Origin of the sequence: Pseudomonas sp. GD04158, from assembly GCF_029834875.1 — a bacterium.
Classification (GTDB): domain Bacteria; phylum Pseudomonadota; class Gammaproteobacteria; order Pseudomonadales; family Pseudomonadaceae; genus Aquipseudomonas; species Aquipseudomonas hydrolytica.
This window is the reverse complement of sequence record NZ_JAODYT010000005.1, coordinates 126,453-145,304: the sequence shown is the minus strand read 5'-3', so window position 1 is coordinate 145,304 and position 18,852 is coordinate 126,453. Positions and strand designations below refer to the sequence as shown.

Genomic DNA, 18,852 nt, shown 5'->3' with positions numbered 1-18,852 from the left:
CAGCCTGCAGCGTCGCCGCCCGTCCAGGCGGCCCAGACGCATGGCGAGATCCCCGCGGCACTGCTCGGTCGCTTGCGCAGCCAGCCGGTGCCGAGCGGTGGCTGGACGGCGCAGGCACTGCTCGAGCAATTTCGGCAACAGGACTGTGCCCTCAGCCTGCGCCAGCAGGAGGACACCCAGCTGGTGAGCGAGGTGTTCCAGCATCTGACACAAGATGACGGCCTGGCGCCGGCGCTCAAGCCAGGCATCGAGCGCCTGCTGCTACCGGTATTGCAGGCGATGCTGAAAGAGCCGGCCGCCCTGGCCGACAGCAATCACCCGGTGCGTGCCACCCTGGATCGTGTGCTGCGCCTGGGTGATCACTGCGAACCGGCCAACCCCGCGCTGGAAGGCCGGGTGCACGAGGTGATCGAGCAGATCATCGCCGGCTATGACGGTGACAACCGGAGCTTCGCCGTGCACGCCGCGGAGCTGGACGAACTGATCGACCAGCAGCAGCGCAGCTATCGGCAGAATGCCGAGCGGGTCAAGCAATTGCACAAGGGCCAGGACACCCTCAAACAGGCCCAGCGGGAGCTTGCCGACGCGCTGCGGGAGCTGCATGGCGAGGAGAGCGTGCCCAGATTGTTGCTGGAGTGGTTGGACGCCGGCTGGCGCGACCTGCTGGTGCATGAACTGATCCGCCTGGGCCGACAGAACCTGACCTGGCGCCTGGACATGTCCCTGACCGGGATGCTCTGTACGCGCCTCAACGAACGGGCCAAGGAGCCTTTTCGCGGCGATCCCGAGGCCTATGCCGCGGAGGTCGAGCATCAGTTGCAGGTGCTCAAACGGCGCATGGAGGCCTTCGGTGCCGGCAGCTTCCAGTACGGCCCGGTGTTGGCCAGGTTGCGCCAACAGCTGCTCGGTGAGGCGCCCGTGCAACTGGCGATCCCAGAGCATCTGCCAGGGGCCCGGCCGGTGCTGGCAGACGAACTGCAGCGCTGGGGCGAGCGCCTGGAGCAGCTCCATGAGGGGGCTCGCCTGCAGGATGCGAACGGCCAGGTGCATCGCCTGGTGTGGAAGAACCCGGCGATGGATCACTACGTGCTGGTCGACCGTCAGGGCCGCGAGAGTGGATGTTTCACCGAGCAGGCACTGGTCGCCGAGCTGGCCAGCGGACAGTTGCTGATAGAAGAGGGCAGTCGCGATTCCGACAGCCTGGTGCAAAGAACCCTGCAGGACATAGTAGGGCGCCTGTATCGCGAGGTCGCCCATGCCCGCAGTCATGACGAGCTGACCGGTCTGCACAACCGCCGCGCTTTCGAGTCCGCGCTTGCGCAGAGCCTGGCCAGCCGCAGTCGGCACGCCTTCCTCATGCTGCACCTCGACCAGTTCGCCCTGATCAATACCCACTCCGGGCCGCATGCCGGCGACGCCTGTCTCGGTCGCGTCAGCGAGCTGCTGCGGCGCTGGTTGCCTCAGGCCAGCTGCCTGGCACGGGTCGGCGGAGTGGATTTCGCGGCGGTGTTGCCCGGGTGCAACGAAGCCCAGGCAGCGGATCTGGCCGAGCAGGTGCGCCGCGAAGTGGAGAGCGAGGGCTTCGTCTGGGAAACGCGCAAGCATGGCATCACGCTCAGCGTCGGGGTGGTCGAGGCGGCGCAGCGGCATGACGTCGCCAATCTGTTCTGCGAGCTGCAATCGGCCTGCAACGCCGCCAAGGAAGCCGGGCGCAATCGCGTGCACTGCTTCAGCATGGCCAGTGACGACAGTCGCATCGGCCTGCTGGCCATTGCCGCGCGGGTCGACGACATCGTCGAGCGCGAGGACCTGGCGCTGCGCGTACAGCAGATTGCGCCGACGGCAGGACAATCCAGCGAGCTGCCGCACTACGAGCTGCTGCTGGTGATGCAGAACGAATTGCAACTGCAGGACTTCATCGCGGCCGCGGAACGCTATCACCGCATGAACAAGGTCGATCGCTGGGTGCTGCGCCACATCTTCGCCGTGCTCGATCGACATCCTGACCTCTGGGGCCGCTGCAGTGCGCTGTCGATCAATCTGTCCGGCAGCAGCCTGAACGACGACAAGCTGCTGGGGTTCATCGAGAGCCTGTTCGAGCGCTACCGGGTCGACCCGCGGCGCATCTGCTTCGAGCTGACCGAAACGGCGGCGGTCTCCAACCTGGCCAAGACCGCCGATCTGGTGCGCCACCTGCAGCGCGCTGGCTGCAGTTTTTCGATCGATGACTTCGGCGTGGGCTTCTCCAGCTACGACTACCTCAAGCGCCTGCCGGTGGATTACGTGAAGATCGACGGCAGCTTCGTCAGGGAGATCGAGCGCTCCTCCAGCGATCTGGCCATGGTTCGCTCGATCAACGAGATCGCCCACGCCCTGGGGCGGCAGACCATCGCCGAATACGTTGAAACGCCTGCCATCCGCGCGCGTCTGCTGGAAATGGGGGTGGATTACGTGCAGGGATATGGCGTGCAGAAGCCCGTGAGCCTGGAGGACTGGCTTGGCGTGGCGGCGCTTTGACCCGCGCAGGGTGAATCGGGCAAGCTGCGCCGCGCCCCCGGAACGATGCCCACCATGTTCGACGACGACTTTCCCGACGATACCGCGCAGACCGAGCGCACCCGCCAGATCATCCTGCGCTATCACCTGAGCTGGAAGCAGCGCGATCTGGAGGCCGTGCTGGCGCTGTATCACCCGCAGGTGGAGTACAACGATTTCTACCAGCAGCGCAGCATGCAGCTGGCCGAGCTGCGCGCCTACGTCGCCGGCAACCTGCCGCGCCATCCCGGCGAGTCGCTGGAGCACTTCGACCGCATCCGCATCGACGGTCACACCGCATTCATCCAGTACCGCACCCGTGTGCAAGGCAGCGAGGGGCTGGTGTCGTTCTGCACCGGCGAGGCCATCACCGTACGCGACGGGTTGATCTGGCGCGTCAACGAGTACGCCACCCTGATGCGCGAACGGCAGCCGCTCGGTGCGCCCGGTGCGCGGCCGGCGATCAGTCGCCTGGGGCTGTCGAGCCGCCAGCTCGGGCAGATGGCGCAGGACCTGCAGGACTATTTCCAGCGCAGCCAGCCCTTTCTCGACCCCGAGCTGAACCTGCAGCAGGTGGCGACGGCCACCGGCTACAGCCGCAACCAGGTTTCCCACCTGCTCAATCAGGTGCTCGGTGAAAGCTTTTACCGTTACGTCAATCGCGTGCGCCTGCAGTACCTGCTGGCGGGGCTCGAGGCTGACAGCGACCCGGTGCGTATCGACGAGCTGGCATTCGCTGCCGGCTTCAACTCGCTATCGGCGTTCTACAGCTGCTTTCGGCGTCATACCGGGCTTTCTCCCAAGGCCTATCTCAAGCAGCTTTCCTTGCGGGCGCGCACGCAAGACGGCCGCTGAGCGCTGGCGCTAGCCTTGCGCCATGGATATGACGGAGGTACGGATGAACCCCTGGCGCAACATCAGCCTGTGGATGGATCAGCTCGAGGAGCCGCTGCAGCCGCGCGCCAGTTTGCAGGGCGACCTGCAGGCGGATGTGGTGGTTGTCGGCGCCGGTTATACCGGACTGTGGACGGCCTACTACCTCAAGCGTCAGGCGCCGCAGCTACAGGTGGTGATACTGGAGGCGGAGACTGCCGGTTTCGGCGCCTCCGGGCGCAATGGCGGCTGGCTGATGGGTAATCTGCTGGGTGAGGATCGTCTGCTGGCGGGCTTGCCGACTGCCGAGCGCAAGGCCGCTTTCGAGCTGCTGCATGGCATCCCTGACGAAGTGGCCGCAGTGGCGAGCCGCGAAGGCATCGATTGCGAACTGCAAAAGGGTGGGGTGCTTTACTGCGCGGCCCGCTATCCCGAGCAGGAAGCTCGACTGCGTGAATACCTCGGGGAGCTGCGTGCGCTCGGCTTGAGCGAAGACGATTACCGATGGCTGGCGCCGAACGAACTGGCCGAGCAGTTGCGCGTGGCCAATGCCTACGGCGCGCTCTACAGCCCGCACTGCGCGACCATCCAGCCGGCCAGGCTGGCCCGTGGCTTGGCGCGCTGTGTCGAAGGGCTGGGCGTCGAGCTGCACGAGCGCAGCCCGGTGATCGACTGGCAGCCGGGCCAGGTGCGCACTGCGCACGGCCGCGTCACGGCAGACTGGGTGGTGCCGGCCATCGAAGGCTACGCCGCTACTCTGGCGCCCTTGGGCAATCACCAGTTGCCAGTACAGAGTCTGATCGTCGCCACCGAGCAGCTGCCGGCGGATGTCTGGGCCGGTATCGGCCTGGAGCGTGGCCAGGCCTTCAGCGAGTTCAGCCGGCAGGTTACCTACGGTCAGCGCAGCCGCGATGATCGCCTGATCTTCGGTGCTCGCGGTGGCTACCGTTTTGGCGGGCGCCTGCGCAGCGATTTCAACCTGACCGAGGACGAGCTCGGCCTGCGCCGTTACCTGATGGCCGAGCTCTTCCCGCAACTGCGCAACGTGCGCTTCACCCATTCCTGGGGCGGCAATCTGGGCATGGCGCGGGGCTTCCAGCCGCACATGCTGCGCGATACGCGCAACCGCATCGCCCTGGCCGGCGGCTACGGTGGCGAGGGCGTGGGCGCCAGCAACCTTGGCGGGCGGACCCTGGCCGATCTCATCCTCGGCCGCGACAGCCTGCTGTTGCGCCAGCCCTGGGTACATCCCGACAGCCCGGTTGCCAGCCTGCGCCGCTGGGAGCCGGAACCCTGCCGCTGGCTGGGCTACAACGCCATCATCCGCAGCTTCGTGCATGAGGACAGGGTGCTGGCCGACCCGCGCAGCCCGGCCTGGCGTCGGCGTCTGGCGCAGGCGCTGGCCGGGCGCATGGAAAGCCTGATGAAATGAGGCGGCGACAGCCTGGCTGTCGCCCTGCGCTGTTGCTTCAGACCTTGAAGCGGCCGAGCAGACGGTCCTGCTGGCCCACCTGTTCCACCATCGAGGCGCATTGGCGTACCTGCTGTTCGGCGCCGCCGGCCAGTTCATGGCTGATGTCGCGAATGTTGGTGGTGTTGCGGTTGATTTCCTCGGTGGTAGCGCTCTGCTCCTCGGCGGCGGTGGCGATCTGCAGGTTCATGTCGTTGATGCGGGTGATCGCCTCGCGAATGCGCCCGAGCATGTCGTTGGCCGCGCCGGCTTCCTCGGCGGTCTTGCTGGCGGTATCGCGGCTCTGCTGCATGCGGCTCTCGGCCTGACGCACGCCGCCTTGCAGCTGGTCGATCATCTGGCGGATTTCCTGGGTGGCCTGCTGCGTGCGCGAGGCCAGCGAGCGCACCTCGTCGGCGACCACGGCGAAGCCGCGGCCGGACTCGCCTGCGCGCGCTGCTTCGATGGCCGCGTTCAGCGCCAGCAGATTGGTCTGCTCGGCGATGCTGGTGATCACCTGGAGGATCGACTCGATGTTGTGGCTGAGCTTGGCCAGCTCGTTGATCGCATGGCTGGTTTCGTCCATCTCGTCGGCCAGATGGCGAATGGCCGAGCTGGACTGCGACACCACGCGAACGCCGTTTTCGGTTTCTTCGTTGGCGGCCACGGCCGCCTGGGCTGCGGCCTGGGCGTTGCGCGCCACCTCTTCGGCGGTGGACGCCATCTCCTGCATCGCGGTGGCCAGCTGGTCCAGCTCCTGCAGCTGTTCCTGCAGCCGGCGAGCGGCCTGCTCGGATTCGTGGGAGGTGAGGGCGGTGCTCTCGCGCACCTGCTGCGAGCTGCCCATCACGTCGCCGATCAGGGTCTGCAAGGTCTGCAGGAAACGGTTGAACTCCTGCGACAGCTCGCCGATCTCGTCGTTGCTGGTGATGGCCAGGCGGCGCGTCAGGTCGCCTTCGCCGCTGTTGATCTCGCGCAGCGAGGTGCTGAGCAGGCCCAGCGGTTTGAGCAGGCTGTTCATCAGCACGCCGAGCACCACCAGGCTGATGGCGACGCCGATCACGGTACCGATCACTGCCAGCCAGGTCAGGCGATTGGCTTCGGCCATGACCACGCTTTCGTCCAGCACCACGCCGATGTACCAGTCCATGCCGCGCAGGTTGGGCAGCGGGGTGAAGGACAGCAGCAGGCTCTTGCCGCCGGCTTGCACTTCGCGCAGCTCCTTACCCAATGCCGGGCTCTGGCCGTCGAACAGTTCGCTGTAGGACTTGCCGTTGTAGTCGGCGTTGGGGTGGGAAATGATGTTGCCCGACCGGCTCAGCAGGAAGGCATAGCCGGCGCCGTTGAAATCCAGGGTGTTGACCGCGTCGGCCACCGACTGCAGGCGGATATCGCCGCCGAAGGCGCCGAGAAACTGGCCCGCATCGCTGATTCGGGCCACGGCGGAGATGAGAATCTCATTGGTGGTGGAGTCCACATAGGGTTCCGTCAGCATGGCCTGGCTGCCGCTCTTGCCGGTGGCGTACCAGGGGCGCTTGCGGCCGTCCCAGTCAGGGCTGGGCTTCCAGTCGTCACTGTTCTTGATCGGCTTGCCGTCCGCTTCCAGTGCTCCGAATACCAGGATGAATTCGTTTTTCAGCAGCGGCGCATCGAACACCCGCTGGATCTCCTGCGGGCTGTAGTTGCTGTCGATGGTCTGCGCCATCAGATCGATCAGGCGCAGCTTGGCGTTGAGCCAGTTCTCGATCTGCCTGGCCAGCGCGTTGCTCGATTCGGAAATGCTGGCTTCCACCTGGCCGCGCAGGGTGTCGCGCACCTGGCTGACCTGCAGCAGCGACAGCAGGCTGGTGGTGAGAAAGAGAACGGTAGCGGCTGCGATGCCGACCTTGTGAGCGATTTTCATGGATGGCTCCTGGAGCGCCGAAACGACGGGGCTGCATCCATGCAGGACAGGTACTATCAGCTTAGTACGGTGATGGCATATTGCCTTGCTGAGGCTATTCCCATCTCTTATCGGCTTGCAAGCCTCGTTCTTGAGGGCTCAGCGGCGAGAAAGACGCAGTCGGCTGGTGTTTACCAGGTCCACGGCACGCGCCCGTAGCTGCCCGCAGCCCCCGTCGATATCCTGACCGGCGCTGTTGCGCACCTTGGTCAGCACACCACGGCTGTGCAGGTAGCGCACCATCTGCACGATGCGTTCGCCGTCCGGACGCTGGTAGTCGTCGGCGTCCAGGCTGTTGTAGGGGATCAGGTTGAGCACGGCGAACTTGCCCTTGAACAGACGCAGGATGTTGTCCATCTCTTGCTGGCTGTCGTTGATGCCCTTGAGCAGCGTCCACTGGTACTGGATGGGGTAGTCGATGCTGCGCGCGTAGGCCTCGCCCAGTTCCATCAGCTGTTCGGGATCGATGCGAGGCGCCTTGGGCAGCAGGCGCTGACGCAGCTCGGCATCGGTGGTATGCAGCGACAGGGCCAGGGCAGGGCGCACGCGCTGCTGCGGCAGGCGCTCGAATACCCGAGGATCGCCCACCGTGGAGAACACCAGGTTCTTGTGGCCGATGCCGCCCTCGGTACCGAGCAGGTCGATGGCCTCGAGCACGTTGTCGAGGTTGTGCGCCGGCTCGCCCATGCCCATGAACACCACCTTCTTCACCGGGCGAAAGCGCCGGCCCAGCGCGACCTGGGCCACCATCTCGGCGCTGCTGAGCTGGCGCAGCAGGCCGCTTTTGCCGGTCATGCAGAACACGCAACCCACGGCGCAACCGACCTGGCTGGAGATGCACAGGCCGTCGCGCGGCAGCAGCACGCTTTCCACCATCTGCTTGTCGGCCAGCTCCACCAGCAGGCGCGCCGAACCATCGGCCCCCGGATGCTCGGAGCGCAGCCGGACCAGCGCGTCCAGTTCCGCAGCAATTGCCGGCAACCCCTGGCGCACGGAGAGCGGCAGGAAGTTCTCGGTCTTCTGGTGCTTGGTGCCGGTGTCCAGGGGTTTGCCCTGCAACCAGGCGCGCGTGATCCGCCCGATATGCTGGGGTTTGGCGCCAAGGGCGGCGAGGCGTTGAGTGAGGTCGGCGAGCTGCATGGGGCGCGGATGCTATCACTTGGCCGCGGCGTCGACCACGTCGAAGCGCAGCACGCCGATCATCTGCCCGGCCTCTGTGACCACTCGCACCTGCCAGCGGCCCTGCGGGTCGTGGGGGAAATTCAGCTTGTGGGTCCAGGCGCGGTAGCCTTCCTTGCGCCCGCCGTGAATGTCCAGGGCGATGCGGTCGACTTCGCGCCCGTTGTGCTGCCAGAGGTGATAGATGCGCTCGTTCAGACCGCGCGGGGCATTGATCGCGGTATAGGCGTACAGCCCGTCATCTTGCAGCTGCGCCAGGGTGACGGTGGTGAGCGGCTCTCCCGGCGTGCGCAATTGGCCGTCGAAACGGTCGCTGATGGCGACGTCGGCCAGCCACAGGGTGGCCGGTGGCACCCAGACCCGCGCCATCCAGCCGCCGCCGGCCAGGGCCAGCGGCAACAGTGCGAGGGCCAGCGTGCGTCGCCAGCCGGCGCCGCCGATCAGCCCGGGCAGGCTCGGCAGTGCCAGCAGCGTCGCCAGGGTCAGGGCGATGCCGTAGCTCTGCGGCGTGCTGAGATGGAAGATGATCGGCAGGGCGGTGAGCATCACCGCGAACAGCGCCAGGCTATGGAACACCAGCAGCAGCCAGCGGCGCGGTGCCAGCCAGCGGTAGTACAGCGGGTCGGTAATGGATACCAGGGCCGCTGCGGCCAGCAGGCCGCTGAACAGCAACTGTCCGCTGTTCCAGGTGGTGGTGATGAGGAAGAACGGGAGGACGAAGAACAGGCTTTCCTGATGGATCATCTGCGTTGCATAGCGCAGTAGCGGCAGCGGCAGTTCGAAGCCGAAACGCCGGGCGATGCGCTCACGCAGCAGGTTTTCCAGCATCAGCCAGAGCCAGCTCACCAGCAGCACCACCCCCAGCACCTTGGCCAGATGCGCCTGACGATCGACCAGCAGAAAGCTGGCCAGGCCCGAGCAAAAGCCGAACAGGGCGATCAACCCGGGATAACGGCGTGTCCAGGCAAGCAGGGCGGGAATGCGATCGAGCAGCGCGTTCATCGGTTCAGGACGGGGCAAGGGTGGGGGCGCATCCTAGGCAGCGGCAAGGTCGCGCGCAAGCGAGTCGTCAGCCGAACTGGCGATGGCGAACGGCTTGCGGCAGTATGGCGCCCCCGTTTCACCGCCGAGTCCGAAAACGATGAAATTCATCCATCAACGCGAGCATCTGGAAGAGGGCGATCTGGTGGTTATCCAGTGTTCGCAGCCCTGCAACATCCGCCTGATGAACGATGCCAACTTCCGTGCGTTCAGGAACCGCGGCCGGCATAGTTACCACGGCGGCGCCTTCATCAAGTTTCCGGCGAAGATCCGCGTGCCCTCCAGCGGCTTCTGGAACATCACCCTGGATACCGTGACCCGTCGAGCCGTGAGCATGACGCGCAAGCCGCAGATGGAATACAGCATCAAGATCGTGCGTCGACCGGGGGCCTGATCCTCGCTCTTCGCACCCGCGGGCAAGACGCGAGAGAAAAATGCTAAACCCTGGCCGCCGAGGCAGGGTCACAACTGATGAATCCGAAATTAAAGAGGGAGCATCAGTATGTTGAAATTTCTCGGCGGCACCGTTGGCATCATCTTCATTATCGGCCTGATCGTGGTGATCGGTCTGTTCAAGCTGATTTTCTAAGCGCACGCGCAGTCAGGCCTTGCCCCGCTGCCAACGGCAGCAGGGCAAGGTTCGTTCAGAGGCGGCGTCTGTTTTCGTGATACTGCGCGCAGGTCATGAAGCCCTTGCTGTCGACACGGCCGTTGACGTCGAAATTCACGTAGTAGGGCTGTTCGTGCCCGTCGACATTGAGCACGTAGTTGTTGCAGGTGCTGCCGCTGAGACTGTGCTCGACCTGTGAGGAGGGCGGGCCGCCAAGGGTGCGTACCTGTTCCTGGGTCATGCCGTGATCGACCTGCTTGACCAGTGGTTCGTCGCGGAAGGTCACGTAGTCCACAGGGTTCTCGATGGTCGAGCAACCTGCGAGCGTGGCCGCCACGGCCAGTACGGCAAGGCTGTGCTTGTACATGTCGTCGCTCCGTCGCATGAGCCGGATTGGCTCGATATGGCTTGGAGCGCGGCGCTGTCGGCGGAGTTCGGTTTTTTTGCGGCCGCCCCGGCCTGTCTGAATAGACAAGCCGGGGCCGCAGTGCTTAATCGTCGTAGCCGAGGTTCGGCGCCAGCCAGCGTTCGCTGACGGCGATGTCCTGACCCTTGCGCTTGCTGTACTGCTCGATCTGATCCTTGTCGACCTTGCCCACGGCGAAGTACTGCGCCTCGGGGTGAGCGAAGTACCAGCCGGATACGGCGGCGGCCGGGAACATGGCGTAGTGCTCGGTGAGGAACACACCGCTGCGGCCGGCCTTGTTGTAGTCGGCCTCGGGGTCGAGCAGCTTGAACAGCGTGGCCTTCTCGGTGTGATCCGGGCAGGCCGGGTAGCCAGGGGCAGGGCGGATGCCCTTGTACTGCTCGCGGATCAGCGCCTCGTTGTCCAGTTGCTCGTCCGCTGCGTAGCCCCAGTACTCCTTGCGCACCCGCTCGTGCAGCCACTCGGCGCAGGCCTCGGCCAGGCGGTCGGCCAGGGCCTTGACCATGATCGAGTTGTAATCGTCGCCCTTGGCCTCATAGGCCTTGGCCAGTTCCTCGGCGCCGATGCCGGCGGTGGTGATGAAGCCGCCCACGTAGTCGGTCACACCACTTTCCTTGGGCGCGACGAAATCGGCCAGCGACAGGTTCGGCTTGCCGTCGGGCTTGATGGTTTGCTGGCGCAGGTGGTGCAGCTTGGCCAGGGGCTTGCCGTCGTCGCCGTAGACTTCGATGTCGTCATGAGCGACCTGGTTGGCCGGCCAGAAGCCGAAAACGGCACGGGCCTTGATCAGCTTCTCGTCGATCAGCTTCTTCAGCATCGCCTGGGCGTCGTTGAACAGGCTGGTGGCCGCTTCGCCGACGATCTCGTCGGTGAGGATGCGCGGGTACTTACCGGCCAGGTCCCAGGAGATGAAGAAGGGCGTCCAGTCGATGTATTCGGCCAGGGTCGCCAGGTCGATGTCGTCCAGCACCTGGGCGCCGGTAAAGCTCGGTTTGGGCGCGATGTAGCCGTTCCAGTCGAAGGCCGGCTTGTTGGCGATGGCATCGGCATAGCCCAGGCGCTCGGTGCGCGAGGCGCGTGCCGAGGTGCGCTCGCGCACCACCACGTACTCCTCGCGGGTCTTCTGCACGAAGTCGGCCTTCAGCTCCTTGGACAGCAGCTGGGTGGCCACGCCCACGGCGCGTGAGGCGTCGGTGACGTAGACCACGGCGTCGTTGCTGTACTGCGGGTCGATCTTCACCGCCGTGTGCGCCTTGGAGGTGGTGGCGCCGCCGATCATCAGCGGCAGGGTGAAGCCCTGGCGCTGCATTTCCTTGGCCACGTGGACCATCTCGTCCAGCGAGGGGGTGATCAGCCCGGACAGGCCGATGATGTCGCATTTCTCGTCGCGGGCGGTCTGCAAGATCTTCTCCGCCGGCACCATCACGCCCAGGTCGACGATATCGTAGCCATTACACCCAAGAACCACGCCGACGATATTCTTGCCGATGTCGTGCACGTCGCCCTTGACCGTGGCCATGAGGATCTTGCCCTTGGCCTCCGGCTTGTCGCCTTTCTCGGCTTCGATGAAGGGGATCAGGTGCGCCACGGCCTGCTTCATCACCCGGGCGGACTTGACCACCTGGGGCAGGAACATCTTGCCCGAGCCGAACAGGTCGCCGACCACGTTCATGCCGGCCATCAGCGGGCCTTCGATCACCTCGATCGGGCGCGCGCACTGCTGACGGCACTCTTCGGTGTCTTCGACGATGAAGGCGGTGATGCCCTTGACCAGCGCGTGTTCCAGGCGCTTGTCCACCGGCAGCGAGCGCCATTCCTCGTTCTCGACTTCCTTGGCGGCGCCGTCGCCCTTGTACTTGTCGGCGATGGCCAGCAGCGCCTCGGTGGCGCCGTCATTGCGGTTGAGCACCACGTCCTCGACCGCGTCGCGCAGCTCCTTGGGAATCTCGTCGTAGATCTCCAGCTGGCCGGCGTTGACGATGCCCATGGTCAGGCCGTTCTGGATCGCGTAGTAGAGGAACACCGAGTGGATCGCTTCGCGCACCGGGTTGTTGCCGCGGAAGGAGAACGACACGTTGGACACGCCGCCACTCGATAGGGCGAATGGTAGATGCTCACGGATATAGGCGCAGGCTTCGATGAAGTCCACCGCGTAGTTGTTGTGCTCCTCGATGCCGGTGGCCACGGCGAAGATATTCGGGTCGAAGATGATGTCTTCCGGCGGGAAGCCCACTTCATTGACCAGGATGTCGTAGCTGCGCTGGCAGATTTCCTTCTTGCGCGCGGCGGTGTCGGCCTGGCCGACCTCGTCGAAGGCCATCACCACCACGGCGGCGCCATAGCGCTTGCACAGGCGGGCGTGATGCTTGAACTGCTCGACGCCTTCCTTCATGGAGATGGAGTTAACGATGCCCTTGCCCTGGATGCATTTCAGGCCCGCTTCGATCACCTCCCACTTGGAGGAGTCGATCATGATCGGCACGCGAGAGATGTCCGGCTCGCCGGCGATCAGGTTGAGGAACCTGACCATGGCGGCCTTGGAGTCCAGCATGCCCTCGTCCATGTTGATATCGATCACCTGGGCGCCGGCTTCCACCTGCTGCAGGGCGACTTCCAGAGCCTCGGTGTAGTTCTCTTCGCGGATCAGACGGGCGAACTTGGCCGAGCCGGTGATGTTGGTGCGCTCGCCGACGTTCACGAACAGCGAGTTGCGGTCGATGGTGAAGGGCTCCAGGCCCGACAGGCGACAGGCCTTGGGAATGTCCGGGATCACGCGCGGCGGGTACTTGGCCACCGCCTCGGCGATCGCCTGGATGTGCGCCGGAGTGGTGCCGCAGCAACCGCCGATGATGTTGAGGAAACCCGAAGCGGCGAACTCTTCGACTACCGCCGCCATCTCGGCGGGCGACTCGTCGTACTCGCCGAAGGCGTTGGGCAGGCCGGCGTTGGGGTGTGCGGACACATGGGTGTCGGCCTTGTTGGCCAGCTCTTCCAGGTACGGGCGCAAGTCCTTGGCGCCGAGGGCGCAGTTCAGACCCACGGAAATCGGCTTGGCGTGGCGTACCGAGTTCCAGAACGCCTCGGTGGTCTGGCCGGACAGGGTGCGGCCGGAAGCGTCGGTAATGGTGCCGGAGATCATGATCGGCAGCTCGACGCCGTCTTCCTCGAACACCTGCTGCACGGCGAAGATCGCCGCCTTGGCGTTGAGGGTGTCGAAGATGGTTTCGATCAGGATCAGGTCGGCGCCGCCCTCGATCAGGCCGCGGGTGGCCTCGGTGTAGTTCTCCACCAGTTCGTCGAAGGTGACGTTGCGAAAGCCTGGGTCGTTGACGTCCGGGGAGATCGAGCAGGTGCGGCTGGTCGGGCCTAGAACGCCTGCGACGAAGCGCGGGCGATCCGGGGTTTCCAGCGTCTTGGCATCACAGACTTCACGGGCCACGCGGGCGCCGGCCAGGTTCAGCTCGTAGACCAGTTCCTCCATGTCGTAGTCGGCCTGCGACACGCGGGTGGCGTTGAAGGTGTTGGTTTCCAGGATGTCGGCGCCGGCATCCAGATAGGCCTTCTCGATGGCGGCGATGATCTGCGGCTGGGTCAGCAGCAGCAAGTCGTTGTTGCCCTTGACGTCGCTCGGCCAGTCGGCAAAGCGCTCGCCGCGGTAGTCGGCCTCTTCCAGCTTGTAGCTCTGGATCATGGTGCCCATGCCGCCGTCGAGGATCAGGATGCGCTCCTTCAGGGCTTGCTGGAGGGCTTGGAGGCGGGCGCTGCGATCGGACATGAGAACTACCTGAGCAAAGCGGGAACAAAGGTGCGCGATGATAGCAAAGCTGCAGGGTTCTGGAGCGCCTGGGCAGTTTCCATGAATTTCATTCATGTTGCTGGGCGCGCCGTCTCGTTAGAATTGCCAGCATCGCAATCAAGGATGTGGCCATGCTCAAGCCTGCTGCCCTGTTTTTTCTTTCCATCGCAGCAGGCCTGGCCCGTGCCGAAGCGATCTCCTACATCGACGACGTCCAGCCCATCCTCACCCACAAGTGCATAGCGTGCCATGCGTGCTATGACGCACCTTGCCAGCTCAACCTGGGCAGCGGCGAGGGCATGTTGCGCGGCGCCAGCAAGCAGCCGGTGTACGACGGCACGCGCAGCAAGGCGCAGGCGACCACACGGCTGTATCTGGATGCACAGGGAGAGGCGGCCTGGCGCCAGCGCGGCTTTCATTCGGTGCTCGCTGGCGAGAATGGCCAGGCGGCGCTGATCAAACGCATGCTGGAGCTGGGCCGTAGCCAGCCGCTCGAACCCAACGCCAAGCTGCCCGGCAACCTCGATATCGCCATCACCCGCAGCAACAGCTGCCCATTGCCGGGTGAGTTCGCCGCCTATGCGCAGAAGAATCCCCACGGCGGCATGCCGTTCGCGGTCACCGGCCTGAGCGATGACGAGTACGCCACGCTGCAGCGGTGGCTGGCCCAGGGCGCGCCGGTGGCCGAGCAGAAGTTGCAGCCTTCGGTCGCCGAGCTGGAGCAGATCGCCAGGTGGGAGGCGTTTCTCAATGCCCCTGGCGCGCGGCAGGACCTGGTTTCGCGCTGGTTGTACGAGCATCTGTTTCTCGCCCATCTGCACTTCGCTGGCGGCGAACCCGGGCATTTCTTCCAGCTGGTGCGCTCGCGCACGCCCAGTGGCCAGCCCATCGATCCCATCGCCACGCGTCGCCCCAACGACGATCCGGGTACCGAGTTCCACTATCGCTTGTGGCCGATCCAGGGCGTCATCGTGCACAAGACCCATATCACCTACCCACTGAGCGATGCCGGGCTGGCGCGCGTGCAGGAGCTGTTCTTCGGCGAAGACTGGCCGCTGGAGGCCGTGCCGGGCTATGGGGCGCAGCGCCGCGCCAATCCCTTCGAGACCTTCGCCGCGATTCCGCCAAGGGCGCGTTATCAATTCATGCTGGATAACGCCGAGTATTTCGTGCGCACCTTCATTCGCGGTCCGGTGTGCCGCGGGCAGATCGCCACCGATGTGATCCGCGACAACTTCTGGGCCCTGTTCCAGGCGCCGGAGCATGACCTGTATGTCACCGATGCGGCCTATCGCAGCGAAGCCACGCCGCTGCTGGCGATGCCGGGACAATTCGATGAGATCGGCGATCTGCCGGGGCTCTGGCGTGATTACCGCAACAAGCGCAACGCCTACGAAAATCTGCGCAAGGAGGCCTACGCCAATGCGCCGCCGGCCGACTGGGCGCATATCTGGAGCGGTAACGACAACGCGCTGCTGTCGATCTTCCGCCAGCACGACAGCGCTTCGGTGCGCAAAGGGCTGATCGGCGAGATTCCACAGACCCTCTGGTGGATGGACTACCCGCTGTTCGAGCGCACCTACTATCAACTGGTGGTCAATTTCGACGTGTTCGGCAACGTCTCGCATCAGGCGCAGACCCGCCTGTATTTCGACCTGATCCGCAACGGCGCCGAGGTCAATTTCCTCCGCCTGTTGCCGGCCGGGGCGCGCAAGGGCTACCTGGACGACTGGTACCAGAACAGCGGCAAGCTGAAGATGTGGCTGGATTACACCTCGGTCGATCATCGCAGCCCGAGCGGCCTCACCCTGGAAGACGAGAATCCCAAGCAGCAATTCGCCGTGCAGCTGCTGCAGCGCTACGCCAGCCTCAACGCGCGTCCGGACCCGATCAACCGCTGCACTGGCGCCCATTGCCATCGCGATGGCTTGCCGCCCGAGCTGAGGGATGCGGAGCAGACGCTTTCGCGCCTGGCCAGTCGTCCGGCTGGCGGCCTGCGGGTGATCCGCCAGTTGCCGGAGGCGACGCTGCTGCGGGTGGAGCTTGCCGACGGCTCGCGCGAGGTTTACAGCCTGCTGCGCAATCGCGCGCACAGCAATGTGGCGTTCATGCTGGGTGAAGAGCTGCGCTACCAGCCACGTCTGGATACGCTGACCATCTACCCCGAGGTGCTCAGCAGCTATCCGAACTTCCTGTTCAGCCTCAAGGCCAACGAGATGGACGAGTTCGTCGCGCAGATGGAGCGCGCTGCCGATGCAGCGGCTTTCGAGCGCATCGTCGAGCGTTGGGGCATTCGCCGCAGCCACCCGCAGTTCTGGCGCTATTTCCATGACCTGGCCGAACACATCCGCGAAACCCAGCCAGTGGAGGCGGGTGTGCTGGATATGAATCGCTACCAGAACCTCTGACGGCGTGCGCGCAGCGCGCCACAGGTTTGTCCTGCGCTATTGTCGCGATCAATTCCTACTAAATTAGTTGGGCTTTAACCGTGCGCCGCACTGGCGTACACTGCGCGCATGTTCGCGAGGAGTTGCCATGAGCGCCATCACCATTACCCAAGCTGCCGAAGATTACCTGGCCGAGCTGCTGAGCAAGCAGGACACCCCGGGTATCGGCATTCGTGTATTCATCACCCAGCCGGGTACGCCTTACGCGGAAACCTGCATCGCCTATTGCAAGCCGGGTGAGCAAAAGCCCGAAGATACCCCGGTCGGTCTGGCCAGCTTCACCGCCTGGATCGACGCCGTCAGCGAACCCTTTCTGGAAGACGCCGTCGTCGACTATGCCACCGACCGCATGGGCGGCCAGCTGACCATCAAGGCGCCGAACGCCAAGGTGCCGATGGTCAACGAAGACAGCCCGCTCAACGAGCGCATCAACTACTACCTGCAGACCGAGATCAATCCCGGTCTGGCCAGCCATGGTGGTCAGGTCAGCCTGGTCGATGTGGTCGAGGAAGGTATTGCCGTGCTGCGTTTCGGCGGCGGCTGCCAGGGTTGCGGACAGGCCGATTACACGCTCAAGGAGGGTATCGAGAAGACCCTGCTCGAGCGCATTCCCGAGCTCAAGGGCGTGCGTGACGTGACCGATCACAGCAATCGCGAGAACGCCTACTACTGAGGTGCTCTGCACGACGACAAGGGCGACCCGGTGGGTCGCCCTTGTCGTTTCCGGCTACCAGTACCTGGGGTAGCGCCCACTGCGCGTGGCGTTGTTGTACAGCAGCGCCACCAGCAGCAGGATCAGTGCGCCAGCCAGGGTTGGAAAGAGCAGGAAGCCCCAGCCCGGCTGAGCGAGAAAGATGATCACCGGGTTGGAGCCGGCCGGCGGGTGCACGCTGCGGGTCAGCATCATCAGTGCGATGGCGCTGCCTACCGCCAGAGCCAGCGACCAGATGCCGGGGCCGAGCAGATGCAGGCAGATCAGCCCGACCAGGCTGCTGAGCACATGCCCGAACACCAGGTTGCGCGGCTGCGAGAAAGGCAGATCGGGAAAGCCGAACACCAGCACGCAGGACGCGCCGAACGAGCCCAGCAGCAGGCTGGCCGACAGCGCATCGCCACTGGCGGCGATGCAGGCGATGGCAAGAAAGCCACCCAGCCAGGCCAGCAGCACCTGACGCAGCGAGGGCAGAGGCGGTAGCGCCGCACCATCGCCGCGCAACTTGCCAAGAAAATTCAGCATGGCGAACCCCTCCCTACGCGGACGCTGGAAGCCGGGTTGCGCGCGAGCATCTGCGCGGGGCGGATCGGCCTGCGCAGTAGCTCGCCGCCGCAGTTGGGGCAGCGCAACGCCAGCTTGTTCTCGGCGCAGCTGCGGCAGAAGGTGCATTCGAAGGAGCAGATCAACGCGTCTGCGCTGTTCGCCGGCAGGTCTCGGTCGCAGCACTCGCAGTTCGGGCGTAGCTCAAGCATTCAGGTTCTCCTGGCGTGCCTGGCCGAAGCGCTGCAGGTAGTCCTGCGGGCTGATGGCCAGGTGTTTGTGAAAGCTGCGGCGCAGGTTCTCCGCGTGGCCGAAACCGGTCAGGCGGGCCACCGTGGCGATCGAGGCCTGGGCGTCCTGCAGCAGATTGCGCGCGGCCTCCAGGCGCACCCGCTCGACGTAGCGGCCCGGCCCCATGCCCAGTTCCTGAACGAACACCCGCGACAGCGTGCGTGGCGTCATGTGCGCCTGAGCGGCGAGCGCCTCGAGCGACAGGTCGTCACCGAGATGTGCGGGAATCCATTCGAGCAAGGCGGCAAGCCGCGGCACCCGGCTAGGCTCCGGGCTGAGCAGGGCGCTGAACTGCGCCTGGCCGCCGGGGCGGCGCAGAAACATCACCAGGCGGCGAGCCACTGCCAGGGCCAGCGCGCGTCCCAGGTCGGCTTCTATCATCGCCAGAGCCAGATCGATGCCCGCGGTCACGCCGGCCGAAGTGAAGATGTGCCCATTGCCGTCGCGGTCGTGCGGGTCGTAGGTATGCAGGCAGTCAGCCAGGACCTCGACCTGCGAATAGCCATTGCGCAAGGTCTGCACATCGGCCCAGTGAGTGGTGGCGCGGCGCCCATCGAGCAACCCGGCGGCGGCCAAGATCAGCGCGCCGGAGCACACCGAGCCGAGCCGCCGTACCTGCGGCTCGACGTCCCGCAACCAGTTCAGCAGGGCCGTATGCTGGCACTGACGCTCCACGCCCGGCCCGCCTGGCACCAGCAGCGTGTCGATCTGGCTGGCATCGGCGCTGCGCCAGGCGCTGTCGGCAACCAGCTGAATGCCTGCCGAGGTGCTGACCGGGCCGGGCGCTTCGCCTAGCAGGCAGATCTGGTAGGAGGGCGGCAGACCCTGGCGCTGGCGCTCGACGTTGGCCGAGGCGAATACCTGCAGCGGCCCGGTAACGTCCAGGCTCATGACGTCGGGGTAGGTCAGGCAGGCGATGGTTCTGAGCGCATCCATAAGAGCCTCCAGGGGGATGGGAGGCAGTCTGCGCCGAGGCGGTCATGGCAACAAGGACAATAAGCCCACA

The 18,852-nt window shown here is 65.1% G+C and carries 14 protein-coding genes; 6 read left to right on the top strand and 8 right to left on the bottom strand.

The window, feature by feature from the left end:
* The 3 genes from N7333_RS03915 to N7333_RS03905 form a co-directional block, all read left to right on the top strand.
* Positions 1–2,517: DUF1631 family protein (locus tag N7333_RS03915; protein WP_279858503.1), on the top strand; the 2,517-nt coding region annotated here is incomplete at its 5' end.
* A 54-nt stretch (positions 2,518–2,571) separates the two neighbouring features.
* A complete protein-coding gene (locus N7333_RS03910) occupies positions 2,572–3,390 on the top strand; it encodes a nuclear transport factor 2 family protein (protein ID WP_129482762.1) in 819 nt (272 codons plus the stop codon).
* Positions 3,391–3,433: 43 nt separating this feature from the next.
* Entirely contained in the window at positions 3,434–4,840 is a 1,407-nt protein-coding gene (locus N7333_RS03905) for an FAD-binding oxidoreductase (protein WP_129482761.1), read from the top strand.
* A gap of 37 nt (positions 4,841–4,877) precedes the next feature.
* Here the strand turns inward: N7333_RS03905 and N7333_RS03900 are convergent, their stop codons facing one another.
* The 3 genes from N7333_RS03900 to N7333_RS03890 form a co-directional block, all read right to left on the bottom strand.
* Entirely contained in the window at positions 4,878–6,761 is a 1,884-nt protein-coding gene (locus N7333_RS03900) for a methyl-accepting chemotaxis protein (protein WP_129482760.1), read from the bottom strand.
* Positions 6,762–6,899: 138 nt separating this feature from the next.
* Positions 6,900–7,940 (bottom strand): RNA methyltransferase, encoded by a 1,041-nt coding sequence (locus N7333_RS03895; RefSeq protein ID WP_129482759.1) that lies wholly within the window; start codon positions 7,938–7,940, stop codon positions 6,900–6,902.
* 15 nt (positions 7,941–7,955) lie between these two features.
* A complete protein-coding gene (locus N7333_RS03890) occupies positions 7,956–8,981 on the bottom strand; it encodes a DUF5924 family protein (RefSeq protein ID WP_129482784.1) in 1,026 nt (341 codons plus the stop codon).
* A 139-nt stretch (positions 8,982–9,120) separates the two neighbouring features.
* Between N7333_RS03890 and N7333_RS03885 the strand changes: the two genes are divergently transcribed.
* The gene (locus N7333_RS03885) at positions 9,121–9,414 is read left to right on the top strand and encodes a DUF1883 domain-containing protein (protein WP_003246948.1); all 294 of its coding nucleotides are present in this window, start codon (positions 9,121–9,123) and stop codon (positions 9,412–9,414) included.
* A 250-nt stretch (positions 9,415–9,664) separates the two neighbouring features.
* Here the strand turns inward: N7333_RS03885 and osmE are convergent, their stop codons facing one another.
* Complete coding sequence (gene osmE / locus N7333_RS03880) at positions 9,665–9,997, bottom strand: osmotically-inducible lipoprotein OsmE (protein WP_003246947.1); 333 nt, start codon at positions 9,995–9,997, stop codon at positions 9,665–9,667.
* Positions 9,998–10,121: 124 nt separating this feature from the next.
* Positions 10,122–13,832, bottom strand: coding sequence for a methionine synthase (metH, locus tag N7333_RS03875; protein ID WP_129482758.1), 3,711 nt, complete (start codon positions 13,830–13,832; stop codon positions 10,122–10,124).
* 152 nt (positions 13,833–13,984) lie between these two features.
* On the opposite strand from metH, the gene N7333_RS03870 reads away from it, so the two are divergent.
* A complete protein-coding gene (locus N7333_RS03870; RefSeq protein ID WP_129482757.1) occupies positions 13,985–16,261 on the top strand; it encodes a fatty acid cis/trans isomerase in 2,277 nt (758 codons plus the stop codon).
* Between the two features lie 127 nt (positions 16,262–16,388).
* Entirely contained in the window at positions 16,389–16,973 is a 585-nt protein-coding gene (gene nfuA, locus N7333_RS03865; protein WP_003246944.1) for a Fe-S biogenesis protein NfuA, read from the top strand.
* A 54-nt stretch (positions 16,974–17,027) separates the two neighbouring features.
* Here nfuA and N7333_RS03860 read toward each other — a convergent pair whose 3' ends face one another.
* The 3 genes from N7333_RS03860 to N7333_RS03850 are packed head-to-tail and all read right to left on the bottom strand — an operon-like array spanning position 17,028 to position 18,782.
* Entirely contained in the window at positions 17,028–17,537 is a 510-nt protein-coding gene (locus N7333_RS03860; RefSeq protein WP_129482756.1) for an HPP family protein, read from the bottom strand.
* Complete coding sequence (locus tag N7333_RS03855) at positions 17,531–17,767, bottom strand: DUF1272 domain-containing protein (protein ID WP_096826437.1); 237 nt, start codon at positions 17,765–17,767, stop codon at positions 17,531–17,533. The genes N7333_RS03860 and N7333_RS03855 overlap by 7 nt, the downstream gene beginning before the upstream one ends.
* The gene (locus N7333_RS03850; protein ID WP_129482755.1) at positions 17,760–18,782 is read right to left on the bottom strand and encodes a GlxA family transcriptional regulator; all 1,023 of its coding nucleotides are present in this window, start codon (positions 18,780–18,782) and stop codon (positions 17,760–17,762) included. The genes N7333_RS03855 and N7333_RS03850 overlap by 8 nt, the downstream gene beginning before the upstream one ends.
* Positions 18,783–18,852 lie beyond the last annotated feature (70 nt).